Here is a 16,919-nt window from a genome sequence, read left to right on the forward strand (position 1 = left end):
ATCTTGGTAAAAAACCAACGGTAACAATGGGCTACCGTTGGTTAGCTAGGGCCTAAATACCCTTCGAATATTGGTGGTTTGTTGTTGGCGAGATGAGAGTCGCTATAACAGCACCTGATGTATGCTCTGGCTCAGCCAGCCACTGCAAAAAACTGTTGATAATTAGCTGCTTATCGTCGTTGACCTTAGTTTCAGTTTGGATGTTGCGCATATCAATGAATACATCCGTAATTAGATCGTTGTGGTCATTGAGTACTTCAAGGTTTAGAACATTCAACTCACTATAAAGGCTATTAAACGAGCCTTTTTGTTTATCGACCACATATGGGTTGTCTTTTAAGTTAATGATGGACGTTCGTTTACTGCAGCGCTTCAAACAGCCATTATTTACCTTAATCTTTTTACATCCTTCAGTTTGTTGGAATAAGCACTGTCGACTGGTAAGTAAAGTATTTGGATGATAAACACTGTAGAACGTTCGCATCGTAGTTGGACGACGGATGTACTTGAGCTGTTTTTTGCTCAGTTCATTCGATAAGAACGCGCCACTGGCTTGGTATTCGTCGTTTAAACATTTGAGCGAATAAGAGTTCGCAGTGTTCATCTGAGGGCCGGCGATCCAATTCAACCCAGTACTTTGTGCGTAAAAGCCGACTCCTGAATTATTAGTTACCAGTGTCGATGGATTAATGGCATCTAACAGCTGTTTCGCCGCCTCAAAATCATCACCAATTAAAATGGCAGGGAACCATGGTTTGAGTCGAGGATTAGCTTCAAAGAGTGCAATGAGTGATGTTAACTCGGCTTTTAGACCCATCGGCAATTGATAGTAGACATCGACATTATCGTTAAGCGTTAGACTGACGTCCTGTTCCGATGAAACAAGTATGGAAAGGCGCTTTTTACTACCAATTGTCGGGTTTTCAAGTAGAGGCGCTAGTTTAGGAGCTTCAATGGAGCCTTTTAAGCTGGTTACGGTATTCGTTGCACCGAGGTCCATCGCCGAAACTTCACACTCAACATGTTGAATAATTTTGGTTTTCTTATCGTAGAGACGACGTTTTACGGACTGAACTTCATCACTGGTAGTGCATTGATAGACCGTTGAGAAGTGCTTTACTGCGTGATCACGCGGGTTGTCGATATACATGTTTTTTCCAAACTCACCTTGCAGGAAGCCATTGGAAAAATCACGATTAAATACGGTGTAAAGATCGGTTGTATCATTGGAGAGTGCTTTGCCGTCGCACAGACGGTCAATTTGTTTTCTCCAGTTATCAACGACAGTGTAGACGTAATGCGGCTTCTTAATACGGCCTTCTACTTTGAGAGAATAAACTCCAGCATCGGCTAATGCTTGCAGGTCATTAAAAGCGGAATTGTCTTTTAAGTTTAATGGGTAATCGGAACCTACTTTTGTCGTCTCATACTGCTCACGACATGGCTGGCTGCAACGTCCGCGGTTACCTGACGCACCATTGCGAGCAGAGCTAATATAGCAAAGGCCAGAGAATCCAATGCAATATGAACCATGGACAAAGACTTCCATTAACACGTTGTGCTGGTGGCCGAATTTGGCTAAATAACCAATCTCTTTGATATTCAACTCGCGCGAAAGATTAACTCGACTTACCGTCATCTGCTTTAAGAACTCAATTTGCCCAGTATTGTGGGTATTGAGCTGAGTAGATGCGTGCACATCTAATTCAGGAAAATGGTGCTTGAGTAGGTAAGCGAGTCCTAGGTCTTGAACGATGACGCCGTCAATATCAGTTTGTGCTAGCTGAGCAAGCAGTCGCATGACTGCTGGAATCTCACTCTCCAGGATCAACACATTAAGCGTCAGGAAAACCTGGCAGTTGTTAGCGTGTGCGAGTGCCAAAACACCTGTTAAGTTTTCTAAGGTTAGGTTTGCTGCGCGGTTTCGAGCGTTAAAGCGGTCTAGTCCGCAATAAACGGCATCAGCGCCTGCCGCAATTGCTGCTTTAATAGATTCAACATCACCACCAGGTGCTAAAAGCTCAAACTGATCTCGTGTCACAACTTATACCCTACCAATAAAAATGAGGGCGTATTCTACGGGAACTTAAGCAGAATTTCTCACCTTATTAACTGTAAGGATAAGCAAGGTGTTAACGTTTGAGTGAAACTGCGACCGATTCATAGGTGAAAAGTGGATTAGAACCAAGCACCATAGATTCTCCGAGTACCGAATGAATATTGATGAGGTAGGTGGTTAATAACTCACGATAATCGGAACGTGCTGAATAGATCGCTTTGTGCACTACCATGTCGAGTTCACTTGGGGCATACAAACGGCGCCACTGTTGGCAGTGATGAATAGTATAAAGTCGTAAGTAACGCCTCAGGTTTTGCAGCGACTGATGGATAGCGCGCTGCACCACCACAGCTTTGTTTGTTGGGATTAGCAATTCAAACATTCCCACTAAATGTTCATCGATATGGTAAAAACTGGGCAGGTCTGGATCATTCAGTTTAGTGCTCTCGCCAAATTTGCGAAAGTGATAAAGCAACTGGTACTCCTGAACTACGCCATCGTTTTCTTTCTCGGGTGCTACTCCTTTTTTAGGTAATAGTTGGTGACACAGGAAGTCAACAATGCTGTTTAGTTCGTCCATTGATAGAGGAGCAACACAAGCTCCATGATTAGGACGATAGTGAATAAAACCAGTATGTGATAATGCTTGAACGGCTTCTCTTAGAGGCGATAAGCCCAGTGAATAGCGCCTAGCGAGGTCTTTAATTACTAATCTTTCTGATGGTCTAAGAAGTTGCTCTATGATGTCTTTTTCGAGGTATTGTTGTGCTTTTACTTTTATGTTGCTCATGATTGTTAATTTATAAAAGAATTTCTTCAATTATGTTTAGCTAACCTCAAAGTAAATAGAGTAATTTTACGGAATGATTAATTAAGGCTAATTCTGATTCAGTAAAATTACGGTACGACTCGCAACTTTTAATGTGCATGCTATTTCAATGTTTGACAAATAGAGTAGTTAAAATATGAAGAAGCTAATAGCAGCAGGAATGATAATGAGCGCGTCTTTTTTATCAATGGCACAAGAACCAGTGAAAGGTGGAGACATTATTGACCAAAAATCCAAGCTTATTTTCAACTATGATAATGTCACAAAAGATGTTGCGGAGCAGGAATTAGCACATTGTCAAAACTTAGCAAATCAAACTCAAGAAGAAGTGACCTCTTCGCGAGGCAGCGGAGCTAGAGGGTTGCTTAAAGGTGCTGCCGCTGGTGCTGCGACAGGAGCAATTGCAGGTGGTAGTGGTTCTGACGCTGCAAAAATCGGTGCGGCGGGTGGACTCTTGGTCGGTCGTGTAGCGGGCAAAGGAAATGAGAATGCACAACAGCAAAAGAATTTAGAAAATTATAAGACTGTGCTTCGCAATTGTATGATTGAGAGAAAGTATGAAGCACTTAACTAAATAGGATGTTTATCTAAAGCTTATTTTAAAGACGCTAGGTTATGAATGACTTGGCGTTTTTTTTATGCAGTAATTTGCAGTATATTTTACCGATGCATAAGTCGGTTATTTATTGTGTAGTAAAAGCTTGCTAACAACGTGGAACATCCTATGAACATAAATAACTTATTTCAAAACTCAATTGATGCGTATAAAGCGAATACTAACCCCACCTTAGATGAACGATTGGAAAAGCTTCAGAAATTGAAGCAGATTCTTGTTGGTAACATTGATACTTTTGCTGAAAGTATCGGCAAAGACTTTGGACAGCGTAGTTTACAAGACACAATGCTCGAAATCCTACCTATCATCAACAATATCAATTACACCATCGATAACCTAGAGAAGTGGATGCAACCGTCACTGCGCCATTCGGGAGTTTTATTAGCGAGTACTTCGCAAGCGCAAGTAGTGTATCAACCTAAAGGTGTGGTTGGCATCATTAGTACATGGAACGCACCATTAATGGTGACGCTAAATCCATTGACCACCGCATTGGCTGCTGGTAACCGCGTGTTAATCAAGATGAGTGAGTTTACACCGAATCTAAACTCAGCTTTGAGGAATGTACTAGCGACTGAATTTAGTGAAGATGAAGTGTGTGTAATCGAAGGGGAGGCGGATGTTGCTGCACAATTCAGTGCACTGCCTTTTGATCATATTTTGTTTACTGGTTCAACAACAGTTGGAAGATTGGTCATGAAAGCCGCAGCGGAGAATCTTACACCAGTCACGCTCGAGCTTGGCGGTAAGTCTCCAGTGTTGATCGACGAAACCATTACTATTGCCAAAGCAGTTGAACGTATCGTTGTAGGTAAGAGCGCGAACAACGGCCAGTATTGCATAGCTCCGGACTACGTTTTATTGCCAGAGGATAAACTAGAGGCTTTTATTGCTGAATATGTAGCACAATATCAAGAGCTGTTCGTTGATGGTGTCGATTCATTAGAGATGACGTCACTGGCAACGGAAAGTCAAATGACGCGGATTCATAATTATTTGGAAGAGTCGCAAAGAAAAGCAGAGCGGATAGTATCATGCCACCCTAATGGATATCGCTTTGAAGATCGATTGTTATCTACTCAGCTTATTATCAATCCAACTGCAGATTCTTTGGTAATGACGAATGAGATTTTTGGGCCACTATTACCTGTAATCACTTATCAAAAATTGACAGAGGCGCTTGATATTATCGAATGCAATCCGAACCCGCTGGCGCTTTACTTAATGAGTGAGTCAGATGAAAGACAAGACTGGGTGACGAAGAACATAAAGTCTGGCGGGATGTGTATTAATGATGCTTTGTTCCACGCTGCTATTGATGATGCGCCATTTGGCGGTATTCGAGAGTCAGGAATAGGGGCTTATCACGGTATAGAGGGCTTTCATACTTTCTCTCATGCCAAAACAGTACTTAAGACTGGTGATGTATCTTTAGTAAAACAGATGTTTATACCAGGAGATAATGAAGTCAAGCAGATGATATCAACGTTATTATCCAGCTAAATAATAAAAAAACCAGCTTGCAATAAGCTGGTTTTTTTATAATCAGTCAAAGCTTAAATTCAGTAAATTTACGGTACCAAACCTTAGTGAATTGGTTGTTTAAAATCGGATAATTTGACTTAGTAGTAATGTTCTTTTTTGATAAATTAATTAATGTGAAGTGCCGCACGTGGAGAAATAAAGTTTCAGTAATATTACCGTATTTATACCATGTTGGTTGATTCAATATTATCCCCATCGAAAGGACGCTTACGTTCAAAAACATAAGCAAACCAACATTACTATCGGGATACAAAAAATGAAAAAACTGGCCATTGCAATCGCTATGATTTTGTCGGCACCTGCTTTAGCAGAATCAGACGCAGCAACTATCTCTGCTGAGCAATCATCTGCAGCAAATATCTCAGATCTGTCTTCTACTGCTGATAAACCAAATAACCTGTATGATTTTATTGAGAACGATAAATTGTCTGGCGTCGCTTACGCAGGGGCAGAGTTAGGCGGTAACGTATTATTTGATGACCAAGCAGATGGAAACTTTGACCAAACTTATATGTTTAAAGTAGGTGCGGACTTAAGTTATTCGGTGACAGATAGCTTTTCGATTCTAATGGGTGGTGAAGCTCGCTATGCTTGGAGTGGATTAGATACAAAAGTAGAAGCGACAAACTATGTCGACCGCTTTGTATTTGGTACTAAGACGGTAGCAGGTATTACGACATTTGGTAAACAATGTGGTATTGCGGATGTATACCTTGGCTTTGGTGATATCTCTAAAGAGTACGGTTTAGGTGCAGAAGCTGATGAAGCGGCGTGTACTGACGAGCAACTTAACCACCACTATTTTGGTGAAAACTTCGATATCGGTGCGGCATGGGAACATACTAATGATGCATGGGCTGTTGGTGGTTCTGCAACAGTAGGTCCAGTTGTTATCGGTGGTACTTATGTGGATATCGCAAAAGGTGAATATTCAACAGACGCAATCGACCGTAGCGAAAAAGTCTACACGATTGGTGCGGTAGCAGTATTTGACAAGTTTAACTTTGCTGCAAAATACGATTTTGCTGACGTTGAGTCAGATGGTACAAATGCGGTAAATAATGAGGAAACAGAGGGTTATGCACTAGGTATCGCTTACCAAGCGACAATGAACCTCTCTATCTCATCGACATATAACTCGGAAAACTACAATTTTGATAAAGAGAGCAACAAAGGTGGTACATTTGATAAAGATGACTGGTTCACTATCGGTGCTTCATACCGTCTTAACGAACACCTTGAGTTAGTGACTGATTACAAATTTACGTCTGAAGATGATGACAAGCTATTCCTACGCGCTAACGTAAACATCTAATTTAGTCTTTGACACTGTTCTATTTAACCCTTTGCCAGTAGCATTAGCTACTGGCCTTTTTTTGCCAAGAATTAACATTTAATAAAATCCCAATTTTTAGCCCACACGTTGACACTTTTTCCAGATGGGCTAGCTTTAAAAAACTATAATTATTAGTCTGTTGTATCGCGAGAATTAGAATGAAGAGTACTTTTGAAGAGTTGTTAATGAGTCAATCAGAGCGACTGACGGCCTCAAAACCTAATGAGTTTCTGGACAATTTTGTAGAACTTGCTGAAGAAGCATTAGAGTGGTTCAAGCTCGATAGGCTAACAGTGTTTCCCAATTCGATGATTCTTCTTAATGATGGTAAGACGATCTCCGTCTCTCGAAAAGGTATCCCTCCACTCGAAAAGCAACGATTTCTTAAAGGTAATTACAAGGACTACCTAAGAATTTTACGTTCAAAACAAACATGGCAGATATTTGACAGCGAAGCGTTAGCCAAGCACTCACTTGATCCTGTAAAAGAACTCTATCGTGAAGGTGCTAGATGGCATGGCATTATTCGTTTGGAACTATTTGGTCAGACGTGGGGAGCGCTTGCCTTTTCCCGTTTTAGTCTAGATGAACCGCCATTATCAGAGGAAAACCTGAAGCGACTGCGCTTGTTGTGTGATATTTGGTTATGCTTCTGGCAGCATGCGACTATGACCCGTAATCTAAGTCTTGATGATAGCAATGCAGTCGATGAGAGCGAAAAGCTTCTACTTTTGAGCAAAAAACAATGTACGGTACTTACTTTGCTTGCCCAGGGCTATACCGCAAAACAGTGTGCCGAAAAGCTGTTCTTGAGCCCAAGAACGATAGAGTCGCATAAATATCGAATGCTCGATATATTGGATTTGGATAATCATACAGAACTAGTGCAATTTGCGCTTAGGAATGGCTTAGGCATCGAATCCGTTGACCGCTAACTAAAATATTTTGCCAATTCTTAGACAATTATCTTATCGATTATAAGGGGTGATAATCCGTTACCCCTTAAGTACTACTATTGCAGTATTAATTACTGCATATTCCTGCATAGTCAATTCGTATACTTCCTCTCAATAATAGAGCAACAGTTCTAAAGATAAATCGAATTTCAATTATCGAGAGAGAATCAACGTATGAAAAGCATTATGAACAAGACCGTGCTTGTAACGGGTGGTGCGAGTGGCATGGGTAAGGCATATGTAGAGCGTGCAGTCGCTGAGGGTGCAAAAACCGTCATAATCTGGGATTTAAACCAAGATGCAATGGAGCAGGTTAAACAAGAGTTTCATAACAGCGAGACTCAAATATACACGTTTCAAGTCGACGTTACGGATACTCAGTTGGTTTATCAAACTGCGGAGATCATTCTGAAAAATATCGGTGCGGTCGAGCTCTTAATTAACAATGCGGGTATCGTTGTGTCCGAACACTTTATTGATCATGACCCAAGAAAAATTGATTTATCAATGCAAATAAATAGTACTGCACCTATGCATATCGCGCGTGCTTTTTTACCTGCAATGGCGGAAGTAAATGAGGGTCATATCGTCAATATTTCATCTGGTGCTGGTTTCATGTACTGCCCAAGAATCACAGTGTACTGTGCTAGCAAATGGGCAATGTTAGGCTGGTCTCAGGGATTGCGCGTCGAACTGGCTGAGACGCTACCGCATATCAAAGTTACGACAGTTACGCCTGGCCACATTGATACAGGAATGTTCGCAGGTGCACATTCTAAGTTAATGCCAATGATCTCAACAAATGAAATGGTCGATGCGGTTTGGAAGGGGATTAAAAAGAACAAAATACTCGTAGCACGACCACGTGCTGTAGGTGTTATTCCCTTTATTCGTGGTTTGGTCGGTTTTCGTGGTTGGGATTGGATCTCTAAGATAACTGGCACGAATGACTTTATGGCCGGGCATAATGATACTCGTAGAAAATAATAATCACTGTCTATAGTTACTCAATTCGAAGCCGTACCTCACTGTATATTTTGGTATAGGTGCGGCATTAATTTCTTTCAACATACCGCCTTCACAAAATACCATTCGTTCTTTCCGGTGCAGTATTTTTACCGATCATTTCACAAGCTCAGTTTTTTAAAATTGTATTAGTTAAATAATCAACAAAAGTGCAGCTAACTGCACATGGAAATTTCCTAATACTTTCTTTTAGAGCGAATTCACATGAAGAAATCTACGATCGCATTGTTGCTACTAGCGCCGACAGTTCAAGCGAGTGGTTTGTTATTGCAAGAGGCCGTTACGGCCAACGCGGGTGCTGCTGGTGCTGGTGATGGTGTTTACACTAAATCTGCAGCCGCCACATGGACTAACCCTGCCTCAATGGCCTTTATGGGTGAGCAATTGACGACGGTCAATGCAATGTTGCTCAACCTGAAAATGGATTATGACGATAAATCTGGTATAGCCAATGGTGACGGAGAAGCGACCACTACGATGCCTTCACTTGGGGTATTTTATGTTCGACAACTGAATGATTCGCTTCATCTTGGTGTGAACTTTGGTGTTGTTGGTGGTTCATCAATTGAATACGGTAGTGAGTGGGCAGGAGCGCCGTATTTAGATAAGGCATTTATGACTGGGGTTCAATTGAATCCCAATATGAGCTACAAGTTGAACGAAAACTGGTCTATCGCACTAGGTGCTCAGATTAGCTATGGATTACTTGAAGTATCCACGGCTTCATTGCAAACGGACTTGGATACTGACTGGGCTTATGGCTATACCGCGGGTGTTATGCATAAGCAGCAAGATTTGTCCATCGGACTTAGCTATCGCTCTAAATTGGAACACGAGTTTGCTGTTACGGCAACATCTGTTGACCCGGCAATGTCGTTACCAGTTCAAACTGAGTTGTTAGTACCCGCCATTGTTGACCTGAGTGGTCGTTATGATGTTAACTCGAAAATCGCTATTTTGAGCTCAATTCAGTTCCATCAATGGAGTGATTTTGAGGAAACGCCGTTATATACCGACAACCTAACAAGTTCAGTAGATAGACAGTGGCAGGATGTTTGGAAATTTGCAGTGGGTACAGAGTATAAACTCAACAACGGTTGGGCATTAAAAGCTGGATTCTCCTATGAAACTTCGCCACAAGATGATCCCTCTTTGCAGTGGGTAGATCTGCCAGTTGGTGAGCAATATCGTTATTCATTCGGCGCGAGCACTGAATGGGGGGACAAAACAGTCGACTTCTTTTATGAGTTTGCAGACTTTGGTTCTATACCCGTGGAGCGACAAGTCGGAGCACCAGATAACGGGTTGAATACGCCACTACCAGACCTTAATGGTACTTTTGAAGGCCATATCCATTTTGTAGGCGTTAATCTAAGCTTCTAAACTCTCACCTTTCAAGTAGCGCTATTCTAGCGCTACTTCTACTCAATTCGCTCGTTATATACCGTAATTCTTACTGAATACTCAGCAGCTGCCATTGGATAGACTCCCGTTATAGATTGATTTTTCGTCAAATTATTTTCGTTAACGTTAGCAAAGTGGTGCATTATGTTTTTTAATCGATTCTTAAAACCGTTTCTCGTTGTTGGTGGCTTAATTACGATGTATGCGGGGATATACGCCGTCAATCCCGAGTCGGCTTTACGAGACATGAATAATCTTCCTTATGATGCTAATTATGTGTTTCTATTTCGACACTGGGGAATCATGGTTGGCTTAATGGGTTTCTTTATCGCTGCATCAGCGTTTAAACCACAATGGAGGGAATCTATTATTCTCTATTCGTTTTTGGAGAAGTTGTTCATGGTGTACTTGTATGTATCTAACTTCTTTAACCCTGAAACTGTACATCTAAATGCCAGCTTTATTCCATTTGCGATAACAGATATCACTATTTGTACTTATACATTGGGTTATTGGCTTGAGAACTGGAAGGCAAAAAAAGCTTTGATGCGATAAATCTGAAGTTACAAAAAAACCTCGGCAAAAGCCGAGGTTGTTACATCTAGAGTAGTTTACTTCATTGGCCAAACATACTTTAACCAAGACATCATACGCAACAAAACTCGACGTACGATTGAAGTATGAAGAATATCTCCTTCATGATTCAATACGACAGCTTGGCCTTGAACACCCATTGGTAGTTCATAATTATCCAGGTCTTCGTCAAGCTCGATAATTCCAACAGCAAAACCATGTCGAGTTAAAGTACTGGCTGATACTAAGGTACCATTTGCTTGCACTTCACCTTCTCGCATTGCTGGCAACACACTGACCAATTTCCCTGTAAACACTTTACCAGGCTGTGAATCTAAGATCATTTCAGTTTCTAAACCTGGTTGGAGTCTTCGTAAAGAGTTCTGCCAAAACATCCCGGCAATTTGACGTTTTCCGGTATCTGGAATGAAGACCATTGAGGGGCGTAGCGGGATCGATGCAGAGCGAAAACCCGGAGCTAAGGCAATTTGAGTCGGTATACCATCGGCTGGGGCACGAACGATGGTGTATTCCAAATCGAGCTCTGCTTGTTTTACTGCTTCGATTAATTGTGCCACACGAGTATTTTCGCCATAGATATTTGAGTCTGCATCTAGGCGAACTCGCTCTTGCTCTGATTCGGCGGCATCTAGGGTAGAATGAGCGATATCAACACTGGCTTTTGCAGAGTTGTAGAGCTCTTTCTGTCGTTCAATTTGACCATCTGTGAATGGAGAGTTTTCGCCGCCTTGCGTATGAGCTTCGGTGTAACGTTGGTAGGTTGAAAAGGTACGGTTTAAATTGGCTTCTGCTTTTTGTACTGCGGCTTGTGCTTTTTCAGTGTTTGCAATTGCTGAAACTAATCCCTGATCTTTTTGGTAGGCAATGCTTTTCGCTTCTTCTAAAGCAGCTTTCGCTTTACGGAGTGCAATCTGTTGTTTGTCATTTTCCAAAGTAAATAGAATATCACCTTTTTTAACAGGCACATTGGCTTTGGCGTGAACTTCTTTAACAGTCCCCGTAACTTGAGGGATGATAGGGACTGAGACAAACACTTCTTTAGAAAATTTAGCATAAGGGTGGTTGTAGTTCATCGCAATCATAATGGTACTTAAAATCCCAATCCCGCCTAAAACGGCTGTAGGAACCGACCATTTATTAAGAGGAATCTTAAACAGTTTAAAGATACCAATACATAAAGCCGTATAAGTTAGAATAATCAACATGTCCATATTATTAACCCTCTGCCTTATTTATATGCTGTTTAAGTTCAGCGATTTCATTTTTTAGATGAACGAGCTCAGACTCTAGTTGAAGTTTTTGTTGTTGAGTGAATCCCCACCCGGTGCCAGGCTTGTACAGCGTGGCCCAAATCCATAAAAAAGGCCATATGGCGTGGAGTGTGAAGAGGCTAACCCAACCTGCTACGTGTATTGCATCCTGATGTGGGTGGTTACGCTTGTGAGCGATTTCGTAGGGAATGTCATGAATGACAATTATTCCATAAAATATTGTAATAAATACAAAAAAAACCAGAAATAGAGCAAAGTAATCTAACATAAAGACACCTGAGTTTGGACCAAGATATTATGTCGCTCAAAATGGCGACTCTGAAATGAATAGGTGAAGGGATGATAGGGAGTGAAAATAGAGTGAAATACAGTAAATGTACTGAACCAATAGGACATTTGAACTATAACCATTAAAAAGCTAGTAAATTATGATTAGGGTCAATTTTCTTTATCGATTATTATTGGTACTTATGGTTTATAGTGAGGGGGAGCGCTATTTAACTATCTATGAATTAAATAAGCAGTAATTATACTGATTACCCAATACATCGCTTTTTAAATAATAGTTCTGATTTATTTCTAATCCAAGGTCTGAACTATGTTTCAAAAGAAAACGTTCCTACAACTAGCGGTAGGTGCAGCGTTAGCTGCGACGTCAATGACAAGCTTCGCAACAACCGACACTTCACGTCCAAATATTTTGGCAATATGGGGTGACGATATCGGTATCGATAACTTAAGTGCATACACTAAGGGCCAGGCAGGTCACTGGACTCCAAATATCGACCGCATTGCTAACGAAGGTGTCTTATTCACTGATTTCTACGGTGAAAACTCATGTACAGCAGGTCGTGCAGCCTTTATTACAGGTCAACACCCAATGCGTACTGGTTTGACTAAGGTAGGTATGCCAGGAGCCAAACAAGGCTCAAAAGCTGAAGACCCAACGATTGCGACTGTGCTTAAAGAAAAAGGCTACATGACAGGTCAGTTCGGTAAAAACCACCTTGGTGACCTAGATGAGCACTTACCAACTAATCACGGCTTTGATGAATTCTTCGGTAACCTATATCACTTAAATGCTGAGGAAGAGCCAGAGCATCAAGATTATCCAAAAATGCCTTGGTTCAAGAAGAAATTTGGACCGCGCGGTGTGATTCACTCCTATGCAGACGGCAAGATCGAAGATACGGGTCCATTAACGAAAAAGCGCATGGAAACAGTGGATGAAGAGTTTCTTGCGGCAGCTCTCGATTTCATCGACCGCGCTCACAAAGAAAATAAACCGTTTTTCGTTTGGTTCAATGCGACTCGGATGCACGTTTGGACTCATCTTAAAGAAGAATCAAAGGGTCTTTCAAAGCGCGGCGGCATTTATGGTGATGGCTTGGTAGAGCACGACAATATGGTTGGTGAGCTTTTAGACAAACTAGATGAGCTAAAGATTGCTGACAATACTATCGTGAGTTACACAACAGATAATGGCGTTGAGAAACTGTCTTGGCCAGACGGTGGTACAGCTCGTTTCCGCGGCGAGAAAAACTCATCATGGGAAGGTGGTCACCGTGTCCCTGCCATGATGCGCTGGCCAGGGAAAATTCCTGCTGGCTCTGTTGTCAACGAAATCGCAGCGCACAATGACTGGATGCCAACATTTGTTGCAGCAGCAGGGGATACTACGATTGTAGAAGATCTGAAGAAAGGTAAGAAGATCAATGGTAAAGAGTACAAGGTACATCTTGATGGCTACAATCTGCTTCCTGCATTAGAAACAGGTAAGGCGACTACGCAGCACAACTTAACAACGTGGCCGCGCCATTACTATATCTATGCAACAGATGTTGGTGATATTTCGGCGGTTCGCGTCGGTGATTACAAGATTATGTTCAGTGTGAACAACTGTCATGGCTTGGAAACTTGGAACTGTTCATTTGAAGAGCTACGAGCTCCTAAAATGTATAACCTACGCCAAGACCCATATGAGGTCGCTGATCACGAAGGCATGTATACTCAATGGTACATCGAACACTTGCCTTACCTATACTTAGGTGCTGCGACCACAGGTCAGTTCCTTCAAACGTTCCAAGAATTCCCACCTAGACAGGTTCCTGGATCTTTCTCTATCGACCAAATTGTAGAGAAAATGAATATCTGGCAAAGAGCTCAATATAAATAAAGCCATTGTTATGCTCATCAAAGCTCGACATTAATGTCGGGCTTTTTTTACATCTAAATATAAGAAATTGCATTGGAACTAAGCAGTAAAATTACCGATTACGGTGAATTAAAGTGGCGGGATAATGGCACTTCAATCAACACAGGGAAGCGCTTATCACAAGGTTTGTGACACCAACGCGAGGCTTCAATATGTCCCAAAAAACACAGTATCTCGGCCAAACACTTCCGCTAAAGCAACCTGCTAAGCGTATGAGTATTATGACTAAGCCTATTGGTTCAGCCTGCAATATCGACTGTTCATACTGTTATTACTTGAGCAAAGAAGAGCTGTTGGGGCATGAAAAAGGGTGTGGCAGTCAAATGTCACGGGAAATGTTGGAACATTATATTAGGTCTTATATTGAACAACAAAACTTCCCTGAAATCGTCTTTCACTGGCAAGGTGGGGAACCAACATTACTGGGTGTGAAATTCTTTCGTGATGTGGTTCGTTTACAGAAAAAGTATCGCCCGAAAGGCGTGAAAATAGAAAATAACCTGCAAACTAACGGCACTTTACTGAATGACGAGTGGGGGCAGTTTCTTAGTAAGAATAACTTTATGGTTGGACTAAGTATTGATGGCCCAGAAATGATCCACAATACCTACAGAACAAATCGCTCGGGCAAGGGGACTTTCAAGCAAACTATGCGAGGTGTGGATATCTTGCACAAGCATAAAGTTAACTTTGCTACATTGTCTTGTGTGAACAACATATCTGGTTCTAATCCATTAGAAGTTTATCGTTTCTTACGTGATGAAGTGCGCTCGCCACAGATGCAATTCATACCTATTGTTGAACCTAAATCTTTTCGAGAAACCGCGCCTCAACATTGGCCCGAATCAGAAATACTATTCCAAGGAATGCCCGAAACAGAGCCAAGTCATCCAAATTCGATACTAGAACCTTGGTGTGTATCGGCAAGCCAATGGGGCAATTTCCTTTGCACTATTTTTGATGAATGGCTCGAAAACGATATCGGCCAGGTCAATGTTCCGTACTTCGAAGCATGTATTGAGTCCTGGATGGGACGAATTAACCCACTCTGCGTGTTTGCCCCTATGTGTGGTAAAGGTTTAGCCATTGAGCACAACGGCGATGTGTTTGCCTGTGACCATTATGTCTATCCGGAATACAAACTGGGCAATATCAATGACGTGGCGTTAGAAGATTTACAGTTTTCTGCAGGCCAACAAGAGTTTGGGAACGCCAAGGAAGGCACTCTTCCCAAACAATGCAGAGAGTGTCAGTACCAGTTTGCATGTTTTGGAGAATGTCCAAAGAACCGATTTATCAAAACACTCGATGGGGAAAGTGGTCTTAATTATCTATGTGGTGGCTGGAAACAGTTCTTCTCCCATATCGACCCATATATCTCAATGGTTGTTGCAACGATGGGGTATCCGGTACACAAACGCATCAATGCCGATGCAATGAAAATTCGGTTTAAGTAGGGACCTGAAATGATGAATACCATCCGTAATATGGTTCTCACCAGTTTATTGGCGTTGATGTCTAGTGGAACAGCCGCTTCCGTGAACACAACTGAAAACATTGAGACTTTATTCCCTGTTGAACAGGTAGAAAAGATGATTGATTTGGCATTTGAGAATATGAGTATTCGGTATACCGTTTTTGCTACTCAGTTCAACTACTGTCAACAACATCCTAAACACTCTGATTGTGGGGATTCATACCAGAAGAAGCGAACGCAGTATCAAATTGCAAAAGGAAATCATGACGTACTGGAACAGGTGTTTAATCAACAGATGAAGGCATTGGTTATGCCAGAAATGGCTTATCCAACTTTAGTTGATTCCTTACGCGAACTGGCATATTTAGATTCCTCCGCCAATTCCGATATACGCTATATCGACACCTTACACGCTGTAAATGAGTGGCTCGATATGCATGAAATGCCGCAGACCGAACACGTCTATTTTCTTCACGCCTTAATGATCAGGACAGAAGCGTTAAGCCAACAGATACGTGATGAGGACCTATCATCATGAGATCGCTCATTAATATGATTTTTCTGGTCGCCAGTGTTTCGCTTCCAGTGATAGGTAGTCCTAACACGATAGATAGTACTAACACGACAGAAAGGGCTAATACAACAGATAGTGCTAACGTCTCATCGCCACAAAACACGACGTACGAGTACAGCAGAGAAAATACGTTATCTGAAATGTCTCAGGATGTGACGTTACCGCTCAGTCAGCGTATCGCCGCAACCCAGATGTTGGGAAACTACTCCGGTGCGAATGCGTTAATAGCGCTAGGTCGTGCATCAAGGTCAGAGTATATCGAGCTCAGGATAGCAAGTATTACCGCTGCGCAAAGATGGCAGGGCAGAGCAAGGTGGGATCTCATTTCGCCGTTACTAGAAGACTCTGAACCAAGAGTGCGTTCGCGTGCGGTAAGCGCATTAGCACCATTATGGACATCACTTCCTGGCCAATATCAACAAGTACTAGACGCTGCGATAGAACAGCAACTAACAGTGTCTGACGATACTACGGATGGACGAGTTGAGAGTGCCTGGCTATACCGTATGCGCCAGCAATACAACGAAGCTAAGCTGTTATTGCTTAAAGAATGGAAGAATGAGCCTAGCGTTCAAGTTGCGGTTGAATTGGCTGAGCTCTACAAAGCAATCGGACAAGATCACGACTCGATACGTGTATTGAGCCAAGGGCTTGAAGCTCATCCAACATCAGCAACACTACACCACAGCTTAGCGCTCTCTTATTGGCGAAAGCAGCAAAACCAATTAGCAATCGAACATATGCAGCGAGCCCATGAACTAGAGCCAGATATTACTCAATATACTTATTTACTCGGACTTATGCTGGCCGAAAGTAACCCTGAAAGGGCGTTAGATTTGTTTGAACAAGCATACGTTCAGTTAGGCGTACCTCATTATCTGTACTCGCTTTGTGAAGCAAAGCTAGCCATGGGCGTCGACGCCTCTACTTGTTTAACACAGCTACGCAAACTCTACCCTGAAGAGGCCTTGATGCCGCTCACCAAAAAACACGCTCAAGCAAAGAACGCTAATTAGA

General features: G+C 42.0%; 16 protein-coding genes. 11 read left to right on the plus strand and 5 right to left on the minus strand.

Annotated features, from left to right (window positions below; translation table 11 throughout):
• Positions 1-52: 52 nt before the first annotated feature.
• Positions 53-2,041, minus strand: coding sequence for a peptidase U32 family protein (locus tag L2W36_RS13270; protein WP_236110231.1), 1,989 nt, complete (start codon positions 2,039-2,041; stop codon positions 53-55).
• A gap of 91 nt (positions 2,042-2,132) precedes the next feature.
• Entirely contained in the window at positions 2,133-2,849 is a 717-nt protein-coding gene (locus L2W36_RS13275; RefSeq protein WP_236110232.1) for a GntR family transcriptional regulator, read from the minus strand.
• A 175-nt stretch (positions 2,850-3,024) separates the two neighbouring features.
• Between L2W36_RS13275 and L2W36_RS13280 the strand changes: the two genes are divergently transcribed.
• From L2W36_RS13280 to L2W36_RS13305, 6 genes are all read left to right on the plus strand, one after another.
• Positions 3,025-3,462, plus strand: coding sequence for a glycine zipper family protein (locus tag L2W36_RS13280; RefSeq protein WP_236110233.1), 438 nt, complete (start codon positions 3,025-3,027; stop codon positions 3,460-3,462).
• Between the two features lie 150 nt (positions 3,463-3,612).
• Positions 3,613-5,007, plus strand: a complete 1,395-nt coding sequence (locus L2W36_RS13285) for a coniferyl aldehyde dehydrogenase (protein ID WP_236110234.1) — start codon at positions 3,613-3,615, stop codon at positions 5,005-5,007.
• A 298-nt stretch (positions 5,008-5,305) separates the two neighbouring features.
• Positions 5,306-6,364, plus strand: coding sequence for a hypothetical protein (locus L2W36_RS13290; protein ID WP_236110235.1), 1,059 nt, complete (start codon positions 5,306-5,308; stop codon positions 6,362-6,364).
• Positions 6,365-6,543: 179 nt separating this feature from the next.
• Positions 6,544-7,320: a helix-turn-helix transcriptional regulator gene (locus L2W36_RS13295; protein WP_062461218.1), complete on the plus strand. Its 777-nt coding sequence runs from the start codon at positions 6,544-6,546 to the stop codon at positions 7,318-7,320.
• Between the two features lie 195 nt (positions 7,321-7,515).
• Complete coding sequence (locus L2W36_RS13300) at positions 7,516-8,328, plus strand: SDR family NAD(P)-dependent oxidoreductase (protein ID WP_171392729.1); 813 nt, start codon at positions 7,516-7,518, stop codon at positions 8,326-8,328.
• A 243-nt stretch (positions 8,329-8,571) separates the two neighbouring features.
• On the plus strand, positions 8,572-9,750 hold the full coding sequence (locus L2W36_RS13305; protein WP_236110236.1) for an OmpP1/FadL family transporter: 1,179 nt from the start codon (positions 8,572-8,574) through the stop codon (positions 9,748-9,750).
• Positions 9,751-9,788: 38 nt separating this feature from the next.
• Here L2W36_RS13305 and L2W36_RS13310 read toward each other — a convergent pair whose 3' ends face one another.
• Complete coding sequence (locus L2W36_RS13310; RefSeq protein ID WP_197498247.1) at positions 9,789-10,019, minus strand: hypothetical protein; 231 nt, start codon at positions 10,017-10,019, stop codon at positions 9,789-9,791.
• Here L2W36_RS13310 and L2W36_RS13315 point away from each other — a divergent pair.
• Positions 10,018-10,326 carry a hypothetical protein gene (locus L2W36_RS13315; RefSeq protein WP_231892893.1) on the plus strand — a complete coding sequence of 103 codons (309 nt, stop codon included), beginning with the start codon at positions 10,018-10,020 and terminating at the stop codon, positions 10,324-10,326. The genes L2W36_RS13310 and L2W36_RS13315 overlap by 2 nt on opposite strands.
• 56 nt (positions 10,327-10,382) lie before the next feature.
• Here L2W36_RS13315 and L2W36_RS13320 read toward each other — a convergent pair whose 3' ends face one another.
• Positions 10,383-11,576, minus strand: coding sequence for an HlyD family secretion protein (locus tag L2W36_RS13320; protein WP_236110237.1), 1,194 nt, complete (start codon positions 11,574-11,576; stop codon positions 10,383-10,385).
• A 4-nt stretch (positions 11,577-11,580) separates the two neighbouring features.
• Positions 11,581-11,904, minus strand: coding sequence for a DUF3302 domain-containing protein (locus L2W36_RS13325; RefSeq protein WP_006069592.1), 324 nt, complete (start codon positions 11,902-11,904; stop codon positions 11,581-11,583).
• Between the two features lie 330 nt (positions 11,905-12,234).
• On the opposite strand from L2W36_RS13325, the gene L2W36_RS13330 reads away from it, so the two are divergent.
• From L2W36_RS13330 to L2W36_RS13345, 4 genes are all read left to right on the plus strand, one after another.
• The gene (locus tag L2W36_RS13330) at positions 12,235-13,812 is read left to right on the plus strand and encodes an arylsulfatase (protein WP_088878640.1); all 1,578 of its coding nucleotides are present in this window, start codon (positions 12,235-12,237) and stop codon (positions 13,810-13,812) included.
• Between the two features lie 191 nt (positions 13,813-14,003).
• Entirely contained in the window at positions 14,004-15,308 is a 1,305-nt protein-coding gene (locus tag L2W36_RS13335; protein ID WP_236110238.1) for an anaerobic sulfatase maturase, read from the plus strand.
• A gap of 9 nt (positions 15,309-15,317) precedes the next feature.
• Complete coding sequence (locus L2W36_RS13340; protein WP_062461242.1) at positions 15,318-15,866, plus strand: hypothetical protein; 549 nt, start codon at positions 15,318-15,320, stop codon at positions 15,864-15,866.
• Positions 15,863-16,918 (plus strand): hypothetical protein, encoded by a 1,056-nt coding sequence (locus tag L2W36_RS13345; protein WP_236110239.1) that lies wholly within the window; start codon positions 15,863-15,865, stop codon positions 16,916-16,918. The genes L2W36_RS13340 and L2W36_RS13345 overlap by 4 nt, the downstream gene beginning before the upstream one ends.
• Position 16,919 lies beyond the last annotated feature (1 nt).

The sequence above is a fragment of the Vibrio sp. McD22-P3 genome, from assembly GCF_021568915.1.
GTDB lineage: Bacteria > Pseudomonadota > Gammaproteobacteria > Enterobacterales > Vibrionaceae > Vibrio > Vibrio mediterranei.